This window comes from Saccharopolyspora sp. NPDC050389, from assembly GCF_040655595.1.
GTDB lineage: Bacteria > Actinomycetota > Actinomycetes > Mycobacteriales > Pseudonocardiaceae > Saccharopolyspora.
The window spans coordinates 59,854-81,879 of record NZ_JBFAKG010000006.1 but is presented as its reverse complement, the minus strand read 5'-3'; the positions used below and the strand labels follow the sequence as shown (position 1 = coordinate 81,879).

Here is a 22,026-nt window from a genome sequence, read left to right as displayed (position 1 = left end):
CGACCGCAGGCGGACATGAGGATTATTCCGCTCCCATCGGGGACACCTCCCGGCGACCACCGATATCGGCGCCGTCACCGCTGGTCAGGCGCCGTTCGCGCGTCCCACAGCGGGGCTTCGCGGTTCGACGGCTCCGCTGGTCACGGGGCCGTGAGTATTTTGGGCTGCTATAGCGACCCAAAGTACTCACGGCCCCGGACCTGCGGAAACACTGCTGCTGCAGCCGAGGGCGGCGCCTGCGGTCACATCCGGCGGCGGTAGGCCCACATCGCCAGCGGGAAGAACACCGCCACGATCGCGACCATCCAGATCAGCGTCGCCGTCAGCGGGCCGGCGACCGGGCCGCCGATCATCAGGCCGCGCGCGGTGTCCGCGAGCTTCGTGACCGGGTTGATGTTCACCCACACCTGCAACCAGCCCGGCATCGTCTCGGTCGGCACGAACACGTTGCTGCCCATGGTCAGCGGGAACATGAACGCCATCGCCACGCCGGGCAATGCCTGCTGGTTCTTGATCAGCATCCCGAGGAACACCGTGATCCAGCACATCGCCAGCGCGAAGGCGATCACCACCACGATCGCCGCCAGCGCGGACAGCGGATCGGTCTGGATGCGGAAGCCCATGATGGTGGCGAAGACCAGCAGCACCGCCAGCGCCACCAGGTATCGCACGATGTCGCCCAGCACCGCGCCGATCAGCGGCGCCGACCGCGCCACCGGCAGGCTGCGGAACCGGTCGAACACGCCCTTGGAGATGTCGGTGTTGAGCGCCCAACCGGTGCCGAGGCTGGCGAAGACCATGTTCATCGCCATCACGCCGGGCAGCGTGAGCTGCAGGTACGAGCCGGTGTCGCCGACGATCGCCCCGCCGAAGAGGTAGACGAACATGACCAGGAACAGGATCGGCTGGATGGTGACGTCGATCAGGCCCTCGGGCGACTTGCGGATCTTGAGGATGCTGCGCCCGGCCAGCGTCAGGCCGTGCCGCAGCGCGCGGATCGGGCCGATGCGTTCCGACGTGGTCGTCGGCGCGGCCGGCGAGCGTTCGATCGTGGCGGTCATGCGGCGGTCTCCTCCTCGGCTGCCTTGCCGGTGATGGCCAGGAACACCTCGTCCAGGCTGGGCAGGCGCAGCGCGAGCTCGTCGGCGGTGATCCCGGCGTCGTCCAGCCGGCGGACCAAAGTGGACAGCAGCACCGGGTCGTCGACCGGCGTGGTGAGCAGCCCGCTGTCGTTGTTCGTGGCCGGTTCGGTGCCGGTGAGTTCGGCGAGGATCCGGCGCACCGCGGGCACGTTCGCCAGGTCGGTCGGCCGCACCTGCAGGGTCTGGCCGCCGACGCGGCGCTTGAGCTCGTCGGCGCGGCCGTCGGCGACCACCCGGCCGTGGTCGATCACGCTGATCCGGTCGGCCAGCTGATCGGCCTCCTCCAGGTACTGGGTGGTCAGCAGCACCGTCACCCCCTCGCCGGAGAGGGTGCGCACCATGTCCCACACCTGGTTGCGGCTGCGCGGGTCGAGCCCGGTGGTGGGCTCGTCGAGGTAGAGGATCTCGGGGCGGCCGATCAGGCTCGCCGCGAGGTCCAGGCGGCGCCGCATGCCGCCGGAGTAGGTCTTGATCGCGCGGCCGCCGGCCTCGGTGAGGTCGAACCGCTCCAGCAGCTCGCCCGCCCGCGCCTTGGCGTCGCGCTTCGGCATTTCGAGCAACCGGCCGATGAGCACCAGGTTCTCGATGCCCGTCAGCTCCTCGTCGACCGAGGCGTACTGGCCGGTGAGCCCGATGCGGCTGCGCACCGCGACCGGCTGGCGGAGCACGTCGTAGCCCGCGACGGTCGCGGTGCCGGCATCCGGCCGCAGCAACGTGGCGAGGATCCGGACCGCGGTCGTCTTGCCCGCACCGTTGGGGCCGAGCACGCCGAGGATCGTTCCCGCCGGCACGGCGAGATCCACCCCGGCCAGCGCGGTGGTGGAGCCGAATCGTTTGACCAGGCCCTCGGCCTGGATCGCGAATGACATGCCTCCAATCTCCGTGGGGGCCCTGACAAGTCGCGCACAGCTCGCTGACAGGCTGGGTGACGGGGACGACACGAGGAGCCAGTGATGGATCGGACGTTGGTGGCCGAGCCGGAGCACGAGCCGGGGCAGGACGACCCGCCGCGGCGCAAGCCCGGTGGCCGGGTGGTCACGGTGCTCCTGGTGCTGGCCACGGTCGGCCTGCTGGCCTGGGCGACGCTGCCGCTGTCCGGTTGGGACCGCGGCCGGTACCTGGTGGCGCTGGCGGCGTTGACCCAGTACGCGGCGCTGTCCGGCATCGTGCTGGCGTTGCTCGCCGTGATCCTGCGGCGCTGGTTGACCGCGCTCGTCGCCGGCCTGGCCACCGCGATCTTGGTGCTCTCCGTCGCGCCGCGCGCCATTCCCGATACGACTCCGGCGCAGGGCGTTGCGCTGCGGGTGCTGTCGTTCAACGCCTACTTCGGCGGTGCGGACGCCGCGCAGGTCGTGGATCTCGTGCGGCAGAACCAGGTCGACGTGCTCAGCCTGCAGGAACTCACGCCCGAGATGGTGGCCGCGCTGGACGCCGCCGGGCTCGCCGAGGCGCTGCCGCACCGGGTGTTCCAGCCGGGGCCAAGGGCGGACGGTTCCGGGATCGCGTCCCGCTACCCGCTGCGGGAACTGGCGTTGGTGCCGGATTCGACGCTGGCCCAGCCATCGGCGCTGGTGGAAAGGCCGGGCGCGCCGGCCGTCGAGATCGTGGCGGTGCACCCGCTGTACCCGATGGGGCGGGACACGGCCGAGGTCTGGGACCGCGAGATGCGCGCGCTGCCGTCACCGGCCGCCGACGGCACGCCCCGGATCCTGGCGGGCGACTTCAACGCGACCCTCGACCACACCCGCCTCAAGTACCTGATCGGCCAGGGCTACACCGACGTCGCCGAGGCCACCGGCGACGGCCTGCACCCGACCTGGCCGGGCCCGGGCTCCTGGTTCCCGCCGCCGGTCACGATCGACCACGTGCTCACCAGCGGCGGCATCGCGCCCCAGTCGTTCCGGACCATCGACGTGGCGGGCGCCGACCACCGCGCGATCCTCGCCACGGTCGTCCTGACCGGCTGACGGCGTCGCCGCAGGTCAGTGCCCGTGAGTACTTTGTGCTGCTATAGCGACACAAAGTACTCACGGGTCCTGAACAGCCAGAACGGTTCCTCAGCCGGTCACTTGCCGGGGTGGGACTCCTGGATGAGCTCGAACTCCAGCAGGCTGGAGCCGGTGGCCACCGGGTTCTTGGCCTCGCCCGCGTGCGCCTCCTTCGCCGGGCCGCTGGCCCACGCCTGGAACGCCTCCTCGGATTCCCACTTCGTGTACACGAAGTAGCGGTTCTCGCCCTTGACCGGGCGCAACAGCTCGAACCCGAGGAACCCGGGCGCGCTGTCCACCGAGCCGTGCCGCGAAGCGAACCGCTTCTCCAGCTCCGGGCCCGCACCTTCAGGGACCTCGATCGCATTGATCTTCACAACAGCCATGCAGCCAGCCTACGAGCCCGCCGCGACCACCGGCGACCGCGGCGGGCACGCCCGCTGGCTGTTGTCTTTGAAGCGGCGAAGCCGCTCAGCCCACCTTGCGGCTTGCGCCGCCACGCAGAACGAGCCTGGAAACAGTCTCTAGAGCTCGATCTGCGGGTGTAGGCGGGCGATGTTCCAGACCCGTTGGCGCCGCACGACCAGCGTGGTCAGGGCCAGGAAGACGACCAGGAATCCGGCCAGCACCGCCACGTCCAGCAGCAGGTGTTCCGCCACGCCGCCGGAGATCGTCACGCGCAGCCCGTCCACCAGGTAGGTCATCGGCAGGAACGGGTGCACGGCCTGGAACGGCACCGGGGCCGTCTCCATCGGGTACAGCCCGCCGGAGGCGGTGAGCTGGATGATCAGCAGCACCAGCGACAGCAGGTCGCCGACCGCGCCGAGCGCGGTGCGCAGGAAGTGGTCGATGGCGACGAACGCGACCGCGGCGAGGGCGACCAGCCCGATCGTCCACCAGACGTGCACCGGGTCGAGCCCGAGCCCGAAGTCGACCACCGCGTACAGCACCAGCCCGCCGACGATGCCCAGCGCCGCCGCGGGCAGGAAACCGGCGAGCGCGACGGTGAACGCCCCGACGCGATCCGCGAGCGCGCGCAGGTTCACCGGCTTCAGCAGCAGGTATGCGAACAGCCCGAAGACCCAGAGGGCGATCGCGAAGAAGAACGGCGCCAGCCCGCGCCCGTAGACGTGCGCCGGGTTGAGGTTGTCGGTGTGGATCTCGGTCGGCGACCCGAGGACGTCGGCGGCCTGCGCGACCTCGGTGGGATTCGTCGGCGGGATCTTGCCCAGCGTGTCGTCGACCAGGCCCTGCAGGTTCTTCGCGCCGTCGTTGAGCTGCCCGGCGCCGGTCTCCAGCACCCCGCTGCTCGCCGCCAGCGTGTTCAGGCCGTTGGTGATGCCGTTGGCGCCGCCGGCGAGTTCCGCGACGCCCGCGCGCAGCGTGTCCGCAGGCGCGGTGAATGCGCGGATCTGGTTCTGCAGCGGGCCCATGTTGTTCTGCAGGGACAGCGCTTGCGCGTTGGCGTCCTGCGCCGTGGTCAGGGCCTGCTGGGCGTCCTTGTCCGCGGTGCTCGCGGCATCGGCGAGCTTCTGGGAGTTGTCCAGGGCGCGCTGGTAGACGGCGTCCTGGGAGAGCTCGGGATGCCGCTTGCCGAGTTCCTCGATCGCCGAGTGGCCCTCGGTCGCTCGCTGGCTGAGGAAACCGGTGGTGGTCTTGATCGTGCTCAGGCTGTTGACCGCGATGTTGCTCGCGTTGACCAGGGCGTTGACCGCGCCGGGCAACCGCTCGGCGGTGAAGTTGCTGACCGCGCTCAGCTGCTTGTCCAGCTGCGCGGTGGCGTCCGAGATGTCCTGCACGCCGCGCGAGACCTGGCCGGTGCCGTCGCGAACGCCGTTGAGGCCCTTGGAAAGCGCCGCCGTGCCCTGCTTGCTCAGGTCGGTGCCCTCGACGAGCTGTTTCGACGCTTCCGAAGCGAGTTGCAGCTTCTCGCGCGCCTGGTCGAGCTCGCCGTAGAGCGCGCGGGCGTAGGTGGCGTGCGCGGCGGCGTTGATCTGGTTCTGCAGCTCGGTCTGCACCGTGTCGGCCATGATCCCGGCGATGTAGCCGTTGGCGTCGTTCTTGACGATCTGCAGCGCGGCGCGCTCCGGGTTGCGGTCGGCCGCGGTCGCCAGCTTCGCGCTGAAGTCCGACGGGACCTCGATCGTGAAGTAGTACCGGCCTTCCACGAGGCCGTGCCGCGCCTCGGCGGAATCCACGAAGTTCCAGTCGAAGATGTCGGTCGCCTTGAGCTGCTGGACGAACTGCTCGCCGGCGTTGATGTGCTCGCCGCGGGTGTCGACCGGCAGGTCGGAGTTGACCACCGCGACCGGCACCCGGTTCAACTGGCCGTAGGGATCCCAGTTCGACCACAGGTACAGCGACCCGTACAGCAGCGGGACCAGGATCAGCACGAGCGGCACGAAGCGGCGCAGCGGCCCGCGAAAGCGCCGCAGCTCCAGCCAGGCCAGCTTGATCGCTTTCACGGGGCGACCTCTTCCTGCCGGTCGAGCACCTTCGTGGGTCGTTCCGGTTCGCGGGCGGGCAGCGGGATCACCTCGACGTCGCCGGACGGCGGATCGGTGGCGCTGGCCAGCACCGTCATCCCGGTGCGGGTCACCTCGCGCAGCCCGGCCCACACCTGCGCGCGTGCCGCCCGGGGCAGGCCCGCGTCGACGTCGTCGACGAGGATTCCGGCGGGGGAGGCGGCGATCGTCAGCGCCACCGCGAGCAGCAGGCGCTCGGCTGGGGGCAGCTCGTCGATCAGCTTGGTGCGATCCGGGGCGATCCGGACCCTGTCGAGCGCGGCGTCGATGGAGTGTTCGGAGACGCCGCTGATCAGGCGGCGTTCCACGATCGCCTCCCGGACCCGGTGCTTGTCCTCCAGCTCGTAGCCGGGGCGCAGCCGCGCGGGGCGGATCAGCTGCCGCACCGCCTTGGCCTGCGCGGGCAGCACGTGCCCGGAGACGTCCAGGTGTCCGGTGATGAGCGGGAGCCTGCCGGACAGCGCGAGCAGCAGCGAGGTGCGGCCCGTGCCGGACGGCCCGGCCACCACGGCTAGCGCGCCGGGTTCGACGCGCAGGTCCAGATTGGCGAACACGATGCCCTCCGGGCCCCTGGCGGCGATTCCGCGGGCGAGGATGGCCACGCCGTCGACGTCCATTCACCCTCCTGAGTGCGCGATTTGCTGCTCCAAAGTGGCGGCTCGCGCGGAGGTCGGCAACTCGTGATCCACATTAGTCCACTGTGGATCGAATGTCGCGGGCTCGAGGCGTGTCGAGAGCGGTTTCGACCGAACGGTGTGAACCAAGCCGGGAACGGCTCGGGCTCAGCGGGTGGTGACGGTTTCGGCCTCGCCGGTGCGGGTGTCGACGATGGCGATCTCGCTGATCCCGGCGCGCACCGGCTCCGGCGGTTGCAGCGCCTGGAAGCCCGCCGCCAGCTGGTCGTCGGTGATGCCCTGGGCGAGCGTGCAGTGCGGGATCCACGCGCCCGGGAAGTAGTAGGCGGAAGGGTGCTGCACCCGCCCGGCGAGTGCGTCGTGCACCGCCGAATGCACCGCCAGCAGCTCGGTGTCCACGACCGCGCCCAGCAGCAGCACCCGTTCCTCGCCGGGGAACGTTCCCAGGGTGTGCAGCCAGAGGTCCGGAATGGACAGCAGCTCCAGCTCGGCGCGCAGCGCCTTGCGCGCGGCGGTCGGCATGCCGCCGGCCGCGGCGAAGGTCACGTGCGGGCGGTGCTTGCGCGTGGCGAGGCTCGGCACCCCGGCTTCGTCCAAGCGCCGCCACAGCGCCCGGATCTCGGAATCCGCGGCGTCGTCGAAGAATGCCACGACCGCCTGCGCCATCAGTGCTCGCCGGGCAGTGCGAAGCGGCCGTCGTCGGTCTGCTCGATCAGCCCGTCCACCAGCAGGGAATCCAGGCAGCGGTCGCGCTGCCCGGCGTCCGCCCAGACCGCGTCCAGCTGCTCGCGCAGCACCGGGCCGGTCGAGCCGCGCAGGACGTCCAGCAGCTTGCCGCGCACCTGGCGATCGGTACCGGCGAACTTCTGCACCTTCTTCGGCGGCCCGGCGTAGGCCGGGCGGCCGGCGTGCTGCCAGGCGCAGTCGTGCGCGATCGGGCAGGCCTCGCACTGCGGCGACCGCACGGTGCACACCATCTGGCCGAGCTCCATCAGCGCCGCCGAAAGCTTCGCGGCGCTTGCGTCGTCGGCCGGGAGCAGGGCGTCGACGTCGTTGAGATCGCGCTTGGTCGACGGCGGACCGGCGTCACCGGCACCGTGCACGGCGCGCGCGACCACCCGGCGGACGTTCGTGTCGACGACCGGCGCCCGCTTGCCGTAGGCGAAGGCCGCCACCGCTCGGGCGGTGTAGGCGCCGATGCCCGGCAGGGCCAGCAGCGTGTCGACGTCGGACGGCACGACGTCGCCGTGCTCGGCGGCGATCGTCGCGGCGGCCTCGTGCAGCCGCAGGGCCCGGCGCGGGTAGCCGAGCTTCCCCCAGGCGCGCACCACCTCGCCCTGCGGCTCGGCGGCCAGGTCGGAGGGGCGCGGCCAGCGGCGCATCCATTCCTCCCAGATCGGCTGGACCCGGTTGACCGGGGTCTGCTGCAGCATCGTCTCGCTGACCAGCACGCCCCAGCCCGTGGTGCCGGGTGCGCGCCACGGCAGCGGCCGGGCGGTGGCGGCGAACCAGTCGATCAACTCGACCGGATCCAGGGGCGGGGCGGGATGCGCGGCGGTGGTCTTCATGGCACCGCCGATCCTGCCAGGCCCCCTGCGGCGCGGGAAACCACGCCCGAGAGGACCTCGCGACGTCGTCCCGCCCGTCGCAGGAACTTCCATCTATCTGGAGCTGAAACAGTGTTGACCACCTGCGAGAACGCTCCTGCGATGGCTTGAGCGATGCACTGTGTCGAAAAGCTGCGCCGCCCGCTTCCCGGGCGGAAGCCGATTTCCCGAGAAGCCGCGCTCCGGTGCGGGCTGGCGGGCAGGTTCTTCCGGGATTCGGGGCTTGATCGACCGAGATGCGCCTGATCGGGTGATCATTGGTAACGCCGTTCGGAGTATTCGCCGGGTTACTGTCGAGCCGTGATTGATCCGACCGGACCGCTCCCGCCCGCGGTGTACTGGCGTCGCCGCGCGGTGGCGATCGGTGCGGTCGTGCTAGTGGCGACGCTCCTCGGCTGGGGCGCGATCGCCCTGCTGGGCGGAGCCTCGGCGCCGCAGGGTGTCCCGGCGCCGCCGCCGGGTCCGCCGGTCGCGGTGGCGGCCGACGCCCCGCCGCCGCCTTGCGCGGACGAGTCGATGCGCGTCGTCGCCGAGGTGGCCCGCCCGGAGTTCAAGGTGGGCGAGCGGGTCGGCATGAGCATCGTGGTGACGAACGCGGGCGACCGCGCATGCGTGCGCGACATCAACCGATTGCTGCGCGAGCTGACGGTGTCGACGCCGGGCGGAAAGCACGTGTGGTCGAGCAGCGACTGCTACTCGGAGTCGACGAACGAGCAGCAGCTGCTGCAGCCGGGCCAGTCGGTGCGCAACGACATCCAGTGGTCGGGCCAGACGTCCACATCGGACTGCGAAGACGGCCAGGGCCGAGCCCAGGCGGGCGACTACCAGCTGATCGCCAGGCTGGCGGCGCTGAACAGCTCGCCCACCCCGTTCCGCCTGGCCCCGGCCGCCTGACCCGAGACCGGGAATCCCCGATTTCAGGCAGAATCCGACGCTCCTGATGGGTGTTTGTCAGGCGAATCGGTCCACTATGGAGGATTCCGCGAGCCGGGAAAGGCCCTCCCGGATCGCGCTCGCTCGCGCGTCGCCGATCGAACCCACCTCACGCAGCTCGGCCACCGTCGCCGCGAGCAGCCGCTGCAGCGAACCGAAGTGCTCCACCAACTGCCGCCGCACCGTCATCGGCAGCCGCGGCACCCTGGCGAGCAGCCGGTAGCCGCGCGGGCTCAGGTGCTCCTCCAGCGCCTCCGGCTTGTCCGGGTAGCCGAAGGCCCCGGCGATCGCCGTCAGGTCCAGCAGCTCCGTGCCGTCGAGCTTGCGCAGCGCCGCCTCGACCTGCTCCGAGGTCGGCATCGCGCCGCTGGTCGGCAGGTACTCCTGCACGATCAGCTCGCGGTCCAGGTCGATGTCGTCCCTGGCGTGGCCGCGACCGTTCCGCGCCTCCCGCGAGGAGCCGACCAGCTCGTCCAGCTGCAGCTCGATCAGCCTGCCGTCCTTGCCGAGTTCGACGACGTCGCCCTCGATCTCGTCGGCGATCCGCCGCACCATCTCCATCCGCTGCACGACAGTCATCGCGTCGCGCAACGTCACGTAGTCCTCGATCTCCAGCGCCGACAGCGTCTGCGCGACCTCGGCCAGCCGCGCGGTGTAGCGCTCCAGGGTCGCCAGCGCCTGGTTGGCGCGGGAGAGGATCTCCGGCGAGCCGATCAGCACGTGCCGGTGGCCCCGCGCGTAGACGCTGATGATGCTCATCGACTGGCTCACCGACACCACCGGGTAGCCGGTCTGGATAGCGGTGCGCTCCGCCGTGCGGTGCCGCGTGCCGGACTCCTCGGTGGGCGTGCTCGCGTCGGGCACCAGGTGCACGTTCGCCCGCATGATCCGCATCGCGTCCGTGGACAGCACCACCGAACCGTCCATCTTGGACAGTTCGCGCAGCCGGGTGGCGCTGAACTCGATGTCCAGGTGGAACCCGCCGTCGCAGAGCGCCTCCACCGCCGGGTCGTAGCCGAGCACGATCAGGCCGCCGGTGCGGCCGCGCAGGATGCGCTCCAGCCCGTCCCGCAGCGCGGTTCCGGGAGCCAGCCCGGCGAGCGTGCCGCGCAGCTGCTCGTGGCTCATTTGACACCCACGATCTTGAGCGCCTCGCTGACGTTCGACACCACCGTGGCGCGCACGCCCTTCGGCAGCGGGCCCGCGTCCGGCGGCACCAGCGCCCGGTCGAAGCCGAGTCTGGCCGCTTCGGCCAGCCGCCGCCCGACACTGCTGACCCGCCGGATCTCCCCGGCGAGCCCCACCTCGCCGACCGCGATCAGGTTCGGCGGCAGCGGCTTGCCCCGCTGCGACGAGGCGATGGCCAGCGCGATCGCGAGGTCCGCGGCAGGCTCGTGCACCTTCGTGCCGCCGACCGTCGCCGCGAACACGTCGTACTCGCCGGTGGGCACCTTGCCGTGCTTGCCCAGCACCGCGAGCATCATCGACACCCGGGCCGAGTCCAGGCCGCTGACCGATCGCCGCGGCATGGCCATCTGGGTCTTCATCACCAGCGACTGGACCTCAACCAGCAGCGGGCGCTTGCCCTCCACCATCACGGTCACCGCGGTGCCGTCGACCTGGGTTTCCTTGCGGTTGATGAACAGCCCGGACGGGTCCGGGACCTCGGCGATGCCGTCGTCGCGCTGCTCGAAGCAGCCGACCTCGTCGGCGGGCCCGAACCGGTTCTTCACGCCGCGCAGCATCCGCAGCGCCGAGTGCCGGTCGCCCTCGAAGTGCAGCACCACGTCGACCAGGTGCTCCAGCACGCGCGGACCGGCCACCGCGCCGTCCTTCGTGACGTGCCCCACCAGCACCACCGGCAGGCCGCGCTCCTTGGCCAGCGACACCAGCGCCGTGGTCACCGCGCGGACCTGCGTGACGCCGCCGGGGCTGCCGTCGGCTTCGGGCGACTGCACGGTCTGCACCGAGTCGACGATCAGCAGGCCCGGCTTCACCGCGTCGACGTGCCCGAGCACGGCGGACAGGTTGCTCTCGGCGCCGAGGTAGAGCTCCGGGTGCACCGAGTCGGTGCGCTCCGCGCGAAGACGCACCTGACCTGCGGATTCCTCACCGGTGACGTACAGCGACGGGCCTGGCGAGGCGCCCGCGGCCCAGCGGTGCGCGACCTCCAGCAGGAGTGTGGACTTTCCCACTCCGGGCTCGCCGGCCAGCAGCACGACCGCGCCCGGCACGATGCCGCCGCCCAGCACCCGGTCCAGCTCCGCGATGCCGGTGGACACCGCGCGGGCGGAGTCGAGGTCGACCTCGGCGATCGGGCGGGCCGGGGTGGACGGGGCGCCCGCCGCGACCTTCGTCAGCATCGGGCGGGCGGCGGCGGTCTCGTCGATGGTGCCCCACGCCTGGCAGCTCGGGCAGCGGCCGACCCACTTGGTGACCTCGTGGCCGCAGTCGGCGCAGCGGTATCCGGGACGGGCGGTGCGGGTGTTCTTCGGGGGCACGCGGCGAGGCTATCCGCCCGCGACGACAGGCCCGGTCACCGGCATCGCGCGGCGAGCGCGCCACCTTCGAGTGGATCAGACGCGGAACGGGCCGCCCGCGAGTGCGGACGGCCCGTTCCGGCGAAGCCTGCGGTCAGTGACCGCCGCCGCCCTGCTCGGCGCCCGGCAGCGGGCTGCCGTGCTCGGGGCGCGGCGTGTGGTCGGTGCCCACCGGGACCTGCACGGTGACCGAGCCGGCCTTCTCGAAGACGAACGTCACCGGGACCGTCACGCCCGGCGTGATGTCCTGCTTGAACCCGTTCAGCGTGATCTGCACCACGCGGTCCGCGGTCGTCTCAGCCTGCTGGACCTGCGCGGACTGGCCGACGGCGTGCAGCGCGGTCCGGCTCGGCAGGTCGGTGATGCCGCCGAGGGTGGCCGACGCCGCGTACGGGCTGGAAACCTGGACCAGCTTGTCGCCCGGGCCCTCGTTGGCGATCACCAGCTGCACCGGCGCGGAGGAACCGGCCGGGTAGCGCGCGTCGGTGGTCGGGAAGGTGAAGGAGGCGTCGCGGATCGAGATCTGCTTGAGGTCGGCGTTACCACCGTTGACGGCGGCGACCTGCGTGTCGGTCTCGGTCACCTGACCGGCACTGCACCCGGCGAGGGCGACGACGGCGCCGAGCCCGATAGCGGCCGGGATCAACCGCAGGCGAACGGCCTTGAGGTGCTGAGGGCGGCTCACGGATGCAGCGTCCTTCCTGATTGCCGGACAACCGCTGGAAGCTTAATCCCCACCGCGCGCGGCCGTTCCAGGGGCTAGCCGAACTACCTATTTCCTGGTCCCCGAAGGCCCGGACGGCACCCCGTCCAGACTATCCATAGTGGACGATTTCAGTGGGCCGAAAGGTGTCTCCTTGCACGTTCGGGGCATCCTTGTCAACCCCCGTCTGCCGCCTGACCTGCGATTACGGATGGCGAGGTGGTCGAGGCCCAGTTGCCCCACGTGCTAAACTGGGCATAGCGAAAGGGGCAGAGGACACATGGTTTTCAAGGTCGGAGAGACCGTCGTCTACCCGCATCACGGTGCCGCGCTCATCGAAGCAATCGAGACTCGTGTGATCAAGGGCGAGGAAAAGCAGTACCTCGTCCTCAAGGTCGCGCAGGGCGACCTGACCGTGCGCGTTCCCGCGGACAATGCCGAGATCGTCGGTGTCCGGGACGTTGTCGGCCAGGAGGGGCTCGATCGGGTCTTCGACGTGCTGCGGGCCCCGCACACCGAAGAGCCCACCAACTGGTCTCGGCGGTACAAGGCCAACCTTGAGAAGCTCGCCTCCGGCGATGTGAACAAGGTGGCCGAAGTGGTGCGCGACCTCTGGCGACGCGAGAAGGATCGTGGCCTGTCCGCAGGCGAGAAGCGGATGCTCGCAAAGGCGCGGCAGATCCTGGTAAGCGAGCTGGCATTGGCCGAAGGTACTGACGAAGGCAAGGCTGAAACCCTGCTGGACGAAGTCCTCGCCACCGCAGTGTGATCATCGGGAATAGACGAGCGTGAGCGTTGTCGCGCTGGTGCCCGCGGCCGGCCGCGGGGTGCGCCTGGGTGCCGGGATGCCGAAGGCACTGGTTCCGGTGATCGGTGAATCGTTGTTGTTGCGCGCGGTCCGTGGCCTGTTGGCCTCGGGCCGCGTGCAGCATGTCGTGGTCGCGGCGCCGGCAGATCAGGTCGAGGTCGTGGCCGCGGAGCTGGCCGAGTTGCCGTCCGCGCACGTGGTCGCCGGTGGAGCGGAGCGGACCGACTCCGTGCGGCGCGCGCTCGACGCGGTCGAGTGGGTCGCGCCGGATGCGCGGGTGGTGCTGGTGCACGACGCCGCGCGTGCCTTCACCCCGGCTTCGATGATCCGAGATGTCGTGTCCGCGGTCGAGCAGGGCGCTCCCGCGGTGATCCCGGTGCTGCCGGTGAGCGACACGATCAAGCAGGTCGACGACGCGGGCGACGTCGTGTCGACCGTGGACCGCTCGCGGCTGCGGGCGGTGCAGACGCCCCAAGGTTTCGCCATCGACGTGCTGCGGGCGGCCTACGCCGCGGCCGGTGACGTGGCCACCGACGACGCCGGGCTCGTGGAGCGGGTCGGCGGCAAGGTGCACACCGTCGCCGGGCACCCGCACGCCCTGAAGATCACCACCGCCTTCGATCTGGCCATCGCCGAGTCGGTGCTGGCCGTGGCTGGAGAACCCGAGTGACCGAGCTGCTGCCCCGAGTCGGCCAGGGCGTCGACGTCCACCCCGTCGAAGCCGGGCGCGACTGCTGGATGGCGGGCCTGCTCTGGCCAGGCGTGGACGGCTGCGCCGGGCACTCCGACGGCGACGTCGCGGCGCACGCGCTGTGCGACGCGCTGCTGTCGGCGGCGGGGCTCGGCGATCTCGGCGCGGTGTTCGGCACCGACGACGACCGCTGGGCCGGCGCCCACGGGGCGGACTTCCTGGTCGAGGTGCGGAATCGGGTCGCTGCGGCGGGTTTTCGCATCGGCAACGCGACCGTGCAGGTGATCGGCAATGCGCCGCGCATCGGCAAGCGCCGCGACGAGGCGCAGCAGGCGCTTTCGGAGGCGGTCGGGGCGCCGGTGTCGGTGTCCGGCACGACCTCCGACGGCCTGGGCCTCACCGGCCGCGGCGAAGGCATCGCCGCCGTCGCCACCGCCCTGGTCTTCCCGGCTGTCTGAAACCTCCGCCGAGGTCTGGAAGTTCCCGATCATGGAACTTGCGGAGCTCGGTCGATGACGAGCCGGTTGACGATCTGCGGTAAACCGCCGGCCTGCTGGTCGCCCGACCGTCGAGTAACGGGCGGGTACCTGGGCGTAACGGGTAGGCGGAGTCAGGGAAAACTCAGGGCTCGCGGTCTGGAATGCCGGGGTCGGGGCGCGCCATGCTCGACGCATGGTGATCGAGCGGAACCGGTGGGTGCGTCGGCTGCTCGTTGTGCAGCCGGTGTTGGTGTGGCCAGTGTCGTTCGTGTTGTGGTCCGGGGGCGGCGGCCTCGGGCTGGCGGCGGCCGTGGCCCTGTTGTGGGTGAGTGCGGCGATCTGCGTCGCGGGCATCGTGGTCCCGATGCGCAGCCACCAGGCGCGGCGCTGCTGACTGCGGCGGTGGGGTGGTCCGGGTCGTGAGCTTGGCCGCATGTCGGTGCCGGCCCGGTCCGGTCCACTTACCGTGGATGTCGTGACTTCGCGCGCGGTGCTCTTCGATTTCTCCGGCACGCTGTTCCGGCTCGAGGAAGACGAGTCCTGGTTCGCCGATCTCGCCGACGCCGACGGCGCCCGGTTAGACCTGGAGGCGCAGGCCGAGGTGATGCGCCGGATGACGGCGCCGGTCGGCCAGATCGTCCAGCTCGGCCCCGAATTCCAGGACGCGTGGGAGAACCGCGACCTCGATCCGGCCCTGCACCGCAAGGTCTACCTGGAGGTGCTGCGCAGCTCCGGGGTGCTGGACGGCCAGGCCGAGGGCCTTTACGAGCGGCTGATCGACACCGACTTCTGGACGCCGTACCCGGACACCGTCGAGGTGATGCGCCGGCTGCACGAGTCGGGCACCAAGATCGGCGTGATCAGCAACATCGCCTTCGACATCCGGCCCGCGTTCGAGCGGATCGGCATCACCGGCTACGTCGACGAGTTCCTGCTGTCCTACCTCGAAGGCGTGATCAAGCCGGACCCGAAGATCTTCCTGCGCGCCTGCGAGCGGATCGGCGTCGCGCCGGAGGAGGCGCTGATGGTCGGCGACAGCGAAGAGGCAGACGGCGGCGCGGCCGCGGTCGGCTGCCGGGTGGCGATCGTCGACCCGGTGTCCACCACCGAGCGGCCGGACGGATTGCTGACCGCCGTCGCCGACGTTCTGCGCTGACGATCACTACCCCTTGACGCGCCAGCCCCTGTCGTGATTGTGCGCCGACCTGTCCCCGTACCATCAGGGGCGTGAGCCTGCAGCTGCATGACACCGCGACCCGCACGACGCGCGAATTCCACCCGCGCTGCGACGGAGTGGCGTCGATCTACGTCTGTGGTGCCACCGTGCAGGGCATTCCCCACGTGGGCCACGTCCGCAGCGGCCTGAACTTCGACGTGCTGCGCCGCTGGCTGCAGCACACCGGCTACGACGTGCGACTGGTCCGCAACGTCACCGACATCGACGACAAGATCCTCACCAAGGCCGGCGAGGCGGGCCGTCCGTGGTGGGAGTGGGCCGCGACGCACGAGCGCGCCTTCGAGCTGGCCTACGACCAGCTCGGCTGCCAGCCGCCGTCGGTGCTGCCGCGGGCGACCGGGCACGTCACGCAGATGGTCGACCTGATCCAGCGGCTGATCGACAAGGGCCACGCCTACGCGGCGGGCGGCGACGTCTACTTCTCGGTGGCCTCCTACGCCGACCACTACGGCAAGTTGTCCGGGCAGCGCCTCGAAGAGGTGCAGCAGGGCGAGACCCTGGCCAGCGGCAAGCGCGACCCGCGCGACTTCACGCTGTGGAAGGGCGCGAAGCCGGGCGAGCCGAGCTGGCCGACGCCGTGGGGCCACGGCCGCCCGGGCTGGCACCTGGAATGCTCCGCGATGGCCACCTTCTACCTCGGCAGCGAGTTCGACATCCACGGCGGCGGCCTGGATCTGGTGTTCCCGCACCACGAGAACGAGCTGGCCCAGTCGAACGCGGCCGGGGACGGGTTCGCGCAGTACTGGATGCACAACGCCTGGGTGACCATGAGCGGCGAGAAGATGTCGAAGTCGCTCGGCAACACGCTGTCCATCCCGGCGGTGCTGCAGCGCGCCCGCGCGGCCGAGCTGCGCTACTACCTGGTCACGCCGCACTACCGGTCGACGATCGAGTTCTCCGAGGGCGGGCTGGCCGAGGCGGTCGCCGCGTACCGGCGCATCGAATCGTTCGTGCGCCGCGTCGGGCAGCGCGCCGGCAGCGTCGAGCACGGCGGGCTGGCCGCGGAGTTCGCCGAGGCGATGGACGACGACCTGTCGACGCCGCAGGCGATCGCGGCGGTGCACAACGTTGTCAGGGAAGGCAACGCGGCGCTGGACCGCGGTGACGACGAGGCGGCCCGCGACGCGGCAGCGTCGGTGCGGGCCATGATGGGCGTGCTCGGGTTGGACCCGCTGTCCGAGCAGTGGGCCGAGGACGCCGGTTCGGACGACGCCGCGCACGGCGCGCTGGCCGACCTGGTCCAGGCGATGCTCGACCAGCGCCAGCAGGCCCGCAAGGAGCGCGACTTCGCCACCGCCGACCTGCTGCGCGATCGGTTGCAGGCCAGCGGGATTGCCGTCGAGGACACCCCCGACGGTCCGATGTGGACATTGAAAGACGGGTAACACGTGGCCGGCAACGACAAACGCCGCGGCGGCATGCGCAAGAGCAACAAGAAGGGCATGGTCGTCGGATCCGGCGGGCAGCGCCGCCGGGGGCTGATCGGCAAGGGGCCGACGCCGAAGGCGGAGGACCGGGTCAGCCACCCCGCGAAGCGGCGCGCCGACGCGCGGAGCAATGCGGAGCAGCAGCGCGCGAAGCGCAAGGCGCAGCAGGACACGCAGCCGGAGCTCGTGGCCGGGCGCAACCCGGTGGTGGAGTGCATCCGGGCCGGCGTGCCGGCGACCGGGCTGTACGTGGCGCAGGGCATCGACATCGACGACCGGGTCACCGAGGCGGTGCGGGAGGCGAAGTCGCGCGGAATCTCCGTGGTGGACGTGCCGCGCATCGAGCTCGACCGGATGACGAAGAACGCGATGCACCAAGGACTCGCGCTCCAGGTGCCGCAGTTCTCTTACGCGCACCCGGATGACGTGCTCGCGGCGGCGCGGGATTCCGGCATGCCGCCGCTGATCGTCGCGCTCGACGGCGTGACCGACCCGCGCAACCTGGGCGCGGTGATCCGTTCCGCGGCGGCCTTCGGCGCGCACGGCGTGATCGTGCCGCAGCGGCGCAGCGCCGGGATCACGGCCGTCGCCTGGCGCACCAGCGCGGGCACGGCCGCGAAGCTGCCGGTGGCCAAGGCGGTCAACCTCACCCGCACGCTGAAGGACCTGAAGGAAGACGGGCTGATGGTCATCGGGCTGGACGCCGATGCCGACGTCACCTCGGACGAGCTGGAGCTGGCCGCGGGGCCGCTGGTGGTCGTCGTCGGCTCGGAGGGGCGCGGGCTGTCCCGGCTGGTCCGGGAGACCTGCGACCAGACGGTGTCGATCCCGATGGCGGGCGGCGTGGAGTCGCTCAACGCCTCGGTCGCCGCGGGCGTGGTCCTCGCCGAGGTCGCCCGCCGCCGCCGGAGCTGACCCCGGAAGTGCCTGTGCGAAGGGCACCTTCGACCTCGGTCGGAGGTGCCCTTCGTCGTGCTCAGCTCTGGTTCTGGCTGAGGATCGTGTCGACCGTCAGCGCCGACGCGACGACCATGCTCAGCAGCGGGTCGGGGAGCGGCCGGTTGATCCGCAGGACGTAATTGTCCGCGGTGGTGAACGCCGCCTTCGCCAGACCCTGCCAGGTCTTGGTGATCTGCCCGATCTCGGCGTCGGCGTGGTCGAGCACCTTGATGTCCCAGGCGCGCAGGTTCTCGGCGCGCATGCCACCGATGCGCTGCCCGTTGACCTCGAAGTCGAACCTGGCCTTGCCCCAGACGTTCGCCAGCTTGATGTCCCCGACCGGCGACTGGTCCGGGCGCTGCACGTGCACCGTGCCCTTCCACATGGTCGCGGGGCGGGTCAGCACCAGGACCGGGCGGCCGGTGGCGTCGCGGATCTCCAGCGTCACGGTCATCAGGGAGTCGAGCTTGGTGAACATCCGCAACGCCTTCTGCGCGCCGCTCTGGCCGACCTGCATGACCGAGCCGAGCTGGCGTCCGTGCTGGTCGTAGACGGCGTACTCGTTCGCAACCTCGATCAGCTTCGCCTTCTGGTTGATCACCAGAACCGGCTCGGTGAACAGCGTGCCACCGCCGCCGGAGACCGGGCCGCCGACGCCCGCGCGCTGCTGCACCTGCTGCTGGACGGACGCGGCGTCGCCGGTGCCGCCCATCGCCATCTCGATGGCCGAGGCGTCGTTCTGCTGCGCGGCCGGGTGCTGCTGCGGGTACTGAGGGTGCTGCTGCTGAACCGGCTGGGCGGGCTGGACGTGCGGAGTCCACTGCCGGCCGTCCCACCAGCGCACGTAACGCGGATCTGCCTGGTCCGGGTACCAGCCGGGCGGCGGCGGAGCGTTCATGAGCCCCAGGCTAGGCGATCGCCGCGGCGGTCGTCCGGGGTTTTGCACTCATCGCGTTCCGGGCCGGTGACGTTCCGGGCTCGGCTAGAGTCCGACGGAGCAATTCAGCTCCAGCGGGGAGGCGCGGGCCTCCCATACCCCGAGGCCCCCGATGTCGTTCGCAAGTCCGCTGTTCCTCTGGTACTTCCTGCCGGCCGTGCTCGCGGCCGTGCTGATCGCACCGCGCAGCGGACGCAACGCCGTGATCGCCGTCGCCAGCCTGCTCTTCTACGCCAGCGGTGCGGGCGGAACGACGCTGCTGCTGCTCGCCTGCATCGTGGTGAACTTCTTCGCCGGGCGGCGGCTGGAGCCCGACGACTGGGGCTTCGAGCAGAACCGGCGGAAGTGGCTGCTGATCGGCACCGTCGCGTTCAACCTCGCGATCCTGGCGGTGTGGAAGTACGCCGGGTTCGCCACCGCGCAGCTCGCGGTGCTCAGCCAGTGGTTCGGCGGCGACTTCCCGGTGCTGCACCTGGCGCTGCCGATCGGGATCTCGTTCTACACGTTCCACCACATCTCCTACGTGGTGGACATCTACCGGGGCGAGCGCCCGGCGCTGCGCGACCCGGTCTCGTTCGTCACCTACATCGCGATGTTCCCGCAGCTGGTGGCCGGTCCGATCGTGCGCTACCGGGAGATCGCCGACCAGCTCCCGCAGCAGCGCACCCACCGGCTCGACGACATCGCGGCGGGCTTCCCGAGGTTCGCGTGGGGCCTGACGAAGAAGGTCGTCATCGCGGACACGCTGGCGCCGATGGTCGACGCCTGCTTCGCCACCCCGAACGAGGACATGACCTTCGCGATCGCCTGGCTCGGCGCGATCGGCTACACGATGCAGCTGTACTTCGACTTCTCCGGCTACTCGGACATGGCGATCGGGCTGGGCCGGATGCTCGGGTTCCGGCTGCCGGAGAACTTCGCCCGGCCGTACTCGTCGGTGACCGTCACGGAGTTCTGGCGGCGCTGGCACATGTCGCTGTCCCGCTGGTTCCGGGACTACGTCTACATCCCGCTGGGCGGCAACCGCGGGGGCACCGCGCGCACCTACCGGAACCTGGCGATCATCTTCGTGCTAACCGGTTTCTGGCACGGCGCGGCGTGGACGTACCTGGTGTGGGGGCTGTTCCACGGCGCGCTGCTGGTGGTGGAGCGCGCCTTCGGCTGGTCGCACGCGCCGAGCAGCACCCGGGCCCGGCTCGGCCGCCGCGCGCTGACGATGCTGCTGGTGGTGATCGGCTGGGTGTTCTTCCGGTCGTCGGACCTGGGCAGCGCGTTCGTGATGCTGGGCCACATGCTGCTGCCGGACTTCGCGGGCCTGACGGACATCGTCGCGGCCTCGGTGACGAACCAGCGCCTGGTGTTCCTGCTGCTCGCGCTGGTGGTCGTGGCGCTGCCGGCGAACTCGGGCACGGGCCCGTTCCTCGAGGCGGTCCGGACTCCGCGGGCCTACGCGGTCCGAATCGGAGTCCTGACCCTCGGCCTCGGCTACGCGGGCCTTCTGGTCGCCACCGGCTCCTTCAGCCCGTTCCTGTACTACCAGTTCTGACGATCACACCAGGCGTTCGCTTGTTGGGACTTTCTGCTCTGTCGGTCCACGAATCGATGTGGCGTGGACTGGGAGTGGAGATTCCCGGCCTGTCGGGGACCGGCTGCACCACATGGTGGTCCTGGCCGGACGGCGCCCGTTGGCGCAGCCCTCTCTTCGGACGAGTACGCGGAGTATCCGGAGGCGGGGACGAATGGTCACTACGAAGCAGCAGGTCGTCCAGAAGGCGATCGACAACTACATCGAAAATCAGGAGAGGGGCCTGGAGGTCGCCCAGAAGGCGCTGGCGATGCACCAGAAGATGCATCGGCCGGAGGTGCAGGAGGCCGAGGCCCTCGGCAAACCGGTGTCGGAGGTCGAGCACCTCGATGAGGATGCACGCGGGCTCAGCGACGAACTCCGGGACGGTCAGCGGGAGATCGAGGCGACCAGGCAACGCATCGAGGAGGCGCGGACCGCTCGCCTCAACGGGTCCCGCGCGAGCGCGGATTTCCTGAACGACCACCAAGGGGACAACTGGGCGGACCAGACCGCTTTGGACGAGTTCGGTGTGACGCCGCCCAAAGATTCCGGTCTGGGGCCGATCGAGGGTTACGAACCGGGGCAGCCCGCCGGTGATGACGTTGAGCTGCCGGTCACCGAGCCTGCGGAGCCGTTGCCGATGCCGAGTGCCGGCGAGCCGCCGGCGGTGGATGCGGGTGCCGGCAAGTCGTCCACGTTGCGCACCGGTGAGAAAACGCCGGACTGGACCCTGAAGCCGGGCCAGGCGCAGCCGACCCCCGGACCTTCCGCGCCGTCGCCCGTGGGACCTGACGGTGAGCCGCCCACGACTGAGCCGGGTGATCAGCTGCCTCCGGCGCCGGGACCGGGTGGAGCGGAGCCTTCCGAAGGCCCGGGTGTGGTGAGCCAGATCGCGAAGTGGCTGGCAGGCACGAGTCTGGTCAAGGCGGCGCAAGTCGGGTTCGAGGTCGTCAAGGGTCGTTTCAAGAAGGTCGTCGCCGTGGTGGGCACAGTGGTCGCCGTCGGTGGCCTGATCTACACGTTCTGGCCGAGCGGGGGTGCTCCCGAGCCACGACCTCCCGAACCTCCCGGAGTGCAGGCCCCATCGGCACCTGCAGTACCGGAACTGCCGCCGCCGAATCCGTTCGTGCCACCTAATGTTCCGGAACCGGTGCCGCCAAACCCGTTCGGCGGACCTGAATCCCCTCCGCCGAACCCATTCGGTGGGCCCGAATCCCCGCCCCCGAACCCGTACGTACCGCCCCACGTTCCGGAACCGGTACCACCGCCCCCCTTCGAGCCTGGTGGGGGCACGAACAGTGAGCCAGCGGTGCCCCCGGCAGCACCCGCACCCGCGAATCCGTTCGAGCCCGGGCAGCACGGCAGCAACCCCGGCGGCACCGACACTGGCGGCGGCACCGACACCGGCACCGGCGGCGGCACCGGCGGCACCGACACCGGCACCGGCGGCACCGACACCGGCGGCGGCACCGGCAGTGACACCGGCACCGGCGGCCACAGCGGTACCGGCGGCGGCACTGGTACCGGCAGCGATACCGGCACGGGCACTGGCAGCGACGGCAGCACTGGCAGCGACAGCAACAGCGGCAGCGACACCAGCGGCACCGGCAGCGATACCGGCACTGGCACGGACAGCGACAGCAGCACTGGCAGCGATACCGGCACTGGTAGCGACAGCAGCACGGGCACCGGCAGCGATACCGGCACGAGCGGCCACAGCGGCACCGGCGGCAGCGACACCGGCACCGGCACCGGCGGCAGCGACACCGGCAGCGGCACCGGCGGCAGCGACACCGGCACCGGCGGCGGCTGAGTGCGCCGCGCACATAAAGATGGCGAATGAGATCAGAAGGTTCGGCCGGATGGCC

At 70.8% G+C, this 22,026-nt stretch carries 22 protein-coding genes; 11 read left to right on the top strand and 11 right to left on the bottom strand.

The window, feature by feature from the left end:
* Positions 1-242 precede the first annotated feature (242 nt).
* Both AB0I53_RS05690 and AB0I53_RS05685 read right to left on the bottom strand, forming a co-directional pair.
* On the bottom strand, positions 243-1,061 hold the full coding sequence (locus AB0I53_RS05690) for an ABC transporter permease (protein WP_358597022.1): 819 nt from the start codon (positions 1,059-1,061) through the stop codon (positions 243-245).
* Positions 1,058-2,011 (bottom strand): ATP-binding cassette domain-containing protein, encoded by a 954-nt coding sequence (locus AB0I53_RS05685; protein ID WP_358597019.1) that lies wholly within the window; start codon positions 2,009-2,011, stop codon positions 1,058-1,060. The genes AB0I53_RS05690 and AB0I53_RS05685 overlap by 4 nt, the downstream gene beginning before the upstream one ends.
* 84 nt (positions 2,012-2,095) lie before the next feature.
* Here AB0I53_RS05685 and AB0I53_RS05680 point away from each other — a divergent pair, with 84 nt between their 5' ends.
* Positions 2,096-3,109, top strand: coding sequence for an endonuclease/exonuclease/phosphatase family protein (locus tag AB0I53_RS05680; RefSeq protein ID WP_358597016.1), 1,014 nt, complete (start codon positions 2,096-2,098; stop codon positions 3,107-3,109).
* Positions 3,110-3,207: 98 nt separating this feature from the next.
* On the opposite strand, the gene AB0I53_RS05675 is transcribed toward AB0I53_RS05680, so the two are convergent.
* From AB0I53_RS05675 to AB0I53_RS05655, 5 genes are all read right to left on the bottom strand, one after another.
* Complete coding sequence (locus tag AB0I53_RS05675; protein WP_358597013.1) at positions 3,208-3,516, bottom strand: antibiotic biosynthesis monooxygenase; 309 nt, start codon at positions 3,514-3,516, stop codon at positions 3,208-3,210.
* Positions 3,517-3,654: 138 nt separating this feature from the next.
* On the bottom strand, positions 3,655-5,595 hold the full coding sequence (locus AB0I53_RS05670) for a YhgE/Pip domain-containing protein (protein WP_358597010.1): 1,941 nt from the start codon (positions 5,593-5,595) through the stop codon (positions 3,655-3,657).
* Positions 5,592-6,272, bottom strand: coding sequence for an ATP-binding cassette domain-containing protein (locus tag AB0I53_RS05665; protein ID WP_358597007.1), 681 nt, complete (start codon positions 6,270-6,272; stop codon positions 5,592-5,594). Before AB0I53_RS05665 ends, AB0I53_RS05670 begins: the two co-directional genes overlap by 4 nt.
* 165 nt (positions 6,273-6,437) lie before the next feature.
* On the bottom strand, positions 6,438-6,956 hold the full coding sequence (locus tag AB0I53_RS05660; protein WP_358597004.1) for a 2'-5' RNA ligase family protein: 519 nt from the start codon (positions 6,954-6,956) through the stop codon (positions 6,438-6,440).
* Positions 6,956-7,858, bottom strand: a complete 903-nt coding sequence (locus tag AB0I53_RS05655; protein WP_358597001.1) for an A/G-specific adenine glycosylase — start codon at positions 7,856-7,858, stop codon at positions 6,956-6,958. Before AB0I53_RS05655 ends, AB0I53_RS05660 begins: the two co-directional genes overlap by 1 nt.
* A gap of 339 nt (positions 7,859-8,197) precedes the next feature.
* Between AB0I53_RS05655 and AB0I53_RS05650 the strand changes: the two genes are divergently transcribed.
* Complete coding sequence (locus AB0I53_RS05650; RefSeq protein ID WP_358596998.1) at positions 8,198-8,791, top strand: hypothetical protein; 594 nt, start codon at positions 8,198-8,200, stop codon at positions 8,789-8,791.
* Positions 8,792-8,848: 57 nt separating this feature from the next.
* Here AB0I53_RS05650 and disA read toward each other — a convergent pair whose 3' ends face one another.
* The 3 genes from disA to AB0I53_RS05635 form a co-directional block, all read right to left on the bottom strand.
* On the bottom strand, positions 8,849-9,958 hold the full coding sequence (gene disA / locus AB0I53_RS05645) for a DNA integrity scanning diadenylate cyclase DisA (protein ID WP_358596995.1): 1,110 nt from the start codon (positions 9,956-9,958) through the stop codon (positions 8,849-8,851).
* The gene (radA, locus tag AB0I53_RS05640; RefSeq protein ID WP_358596992.1) at positions 9,955-11,331 is read right to left on the bottom strand and encodes a DNA repair protein RadA; all 1,377 of its coding nucleotides are present in this window, start codon (positions 11,329-11,331) and stop codon (positions 9,955-9,957) included. Before radA ends, disA begins: the two co-directional genes overlap by 4 nt.
* Positions 11,332-11,464: 133 nt before the next feature.
* The gene (locus tag AB0I53_RS05635; protein WP_358596989.1) at positions 11,465-12,055 is read right to left on the bottom strand and encodes a hypothetical protein; all 591 of its coding nucleotides are present in this window, start codon (positions 12,053-12,055) and stop codon (positions 11,465-11,467) included.
* 298 nt (positions 12,056-12,353) lie between these two features.
* Here AB0I53_RS05635 and AB0I53_RS05630 point away from each other — a divergent pair, with 298 nt between their 5' ends.
* The 7 genes from AB0I53_RS05630 (at position 12,354) to rlmB (ending at position 17,630) form a co-directional block, all read left to right on the top strand.
* A complete protein-coding gene (locus AB0I53_RS05630; RefSeq protein ID WP_009947449.1) occupies positions 12,354-12,842 on the top strand; it encodes a CarD family transcriptional regulator in 489 nt (162 codons plus the stop codon).
* A gap of 19 nt (positions 12,843-12,861) precedes the next feature.
* Positions 12,862-13,551, top strand: a complete 690-nt coding sequence (gene ispD, locus AB0I53_RS05625) for a 2-C-methyl-D-erythritol 4-phosphate cytidylyltransferase (protein WP_358596986.1) — start codon at positions 12,862-12,864, stop codon at positions 13,549-13,551.
* Positions 13,548-14,030, top strand: a complete 483-nt coding sequence (gene ispF, locus AB0I53_RS05620) for a 2-C-methyl-D-erythritol 2,4-cyclodiphosphate synthase (RefSeq protein ID WP_358596983.1) — start codon at positions 13,548-13,550, stop codon at positions 14,028-14,030. Before ispD ends, ispF begins: the two co-directional genes overlap by 4 nt.
* A gap of 214 nt (positions 14,031-14,244) precedes the next feature.
* Positions 14,245-14,445 (top strand): hypothetical protein, encoded by a 201-nt coding sequence (locus AB0I53_RS05615; RefSeq protein ID WP_358596981.1) that lies wholly within the window; start codon positions 14,245-14,247, stop codon positions 14,443-14,445.
* 81 nt (positions 14,446-14,526) lie between these two features.
* Positions 14,527-15,207: an HAD-IA family hydrolase gene (locus AB0I53_RS05610; RefSeq protein ID WP_358596978.1), complete on the top strand. Its 681-nt coding sequence runs from the start codon at positions 14,527-14,529 to the stop codon at positions 15,205-15,207.
* Positions 15,208-15,278: 71 nt separating this feature from the next.
* The gene (gene cysS, locus AB0I53_RS05605; RefSeq protein ID WP_358596975.1) at positions 15,279-16,673 is read left to right on the top strand and encodes a cysteine--tRNA ligase; all 1,395 of its coding nucleotides are present in this window, start codon (positions 15,279-15,281) and stop codon (positions 16,671-16,673) included.
* A 3-nt stretch (positions 16,674-16,676) separates the two neighbouring features.
* Positions 16,677-17,630 carry a 23S rRNA (guanosine(2251)-2'-O)-methyltransferase RlmB gene (gene rlmB, locus AB0I53_RS05600; RefSeq protein ID WP_358596972.1) on the top strand — a complete coding sequence of 318 codons (954 nt, stop codon included), beginning with the start codon at positions 16,677-16,679 and terminating at the stop codon, positions 17,628-17,630.
* Positions 17,631-17,691: 61 nt separating this feature from the next.
* Here rlmB and AB0I53_RS05595 read toward each other — a convergent pair whose 3' ends face one another.
* Positions 17,692-18,552, bottom strand: a complete 861-nt coding sequence (locus AB0I53_RS05595) for a phospholipid scramblase-related protein (protein ID WP_358596969.1) — start codon at positions 18,550-18,552, stop codon at positions 17,692-17,694.
* A 151-nt stretch (positions 18,553-18,703) separates the two neighbouring features.
* Here AB0I53_RS05595 and AB0I53_RS05590 point away from each other — a divergent pair, with 151 nt between their 5' ends.
* Positions 18,704-20,137 carry an MBOAT family protein gene (locus AB0I53_RS05590; RefSeq protein ID WP_358596966.1) on the top strand — a complete coding sequence of 478 codons (1,434 nt, stop codon included), beginning with the start codon at positions 18,704-18,706 and terminating at the stop codon, positions 20,135-20,137.
* 193 nt (positions 20,138-20,330) lie between these two features.
* A complete protein-coding gene (locus tag AB0I53_RS05585; RefSeq protein ID WP_358596963.1) occupies positions 20,331-21,971 on the top strand; it encodes a hypothetical protein in 1,641 nt (546 codons plus the stop codon).
* The last annotated feature ends 55 nt before the right edge of the window (positions 21,972-22,026 follow it).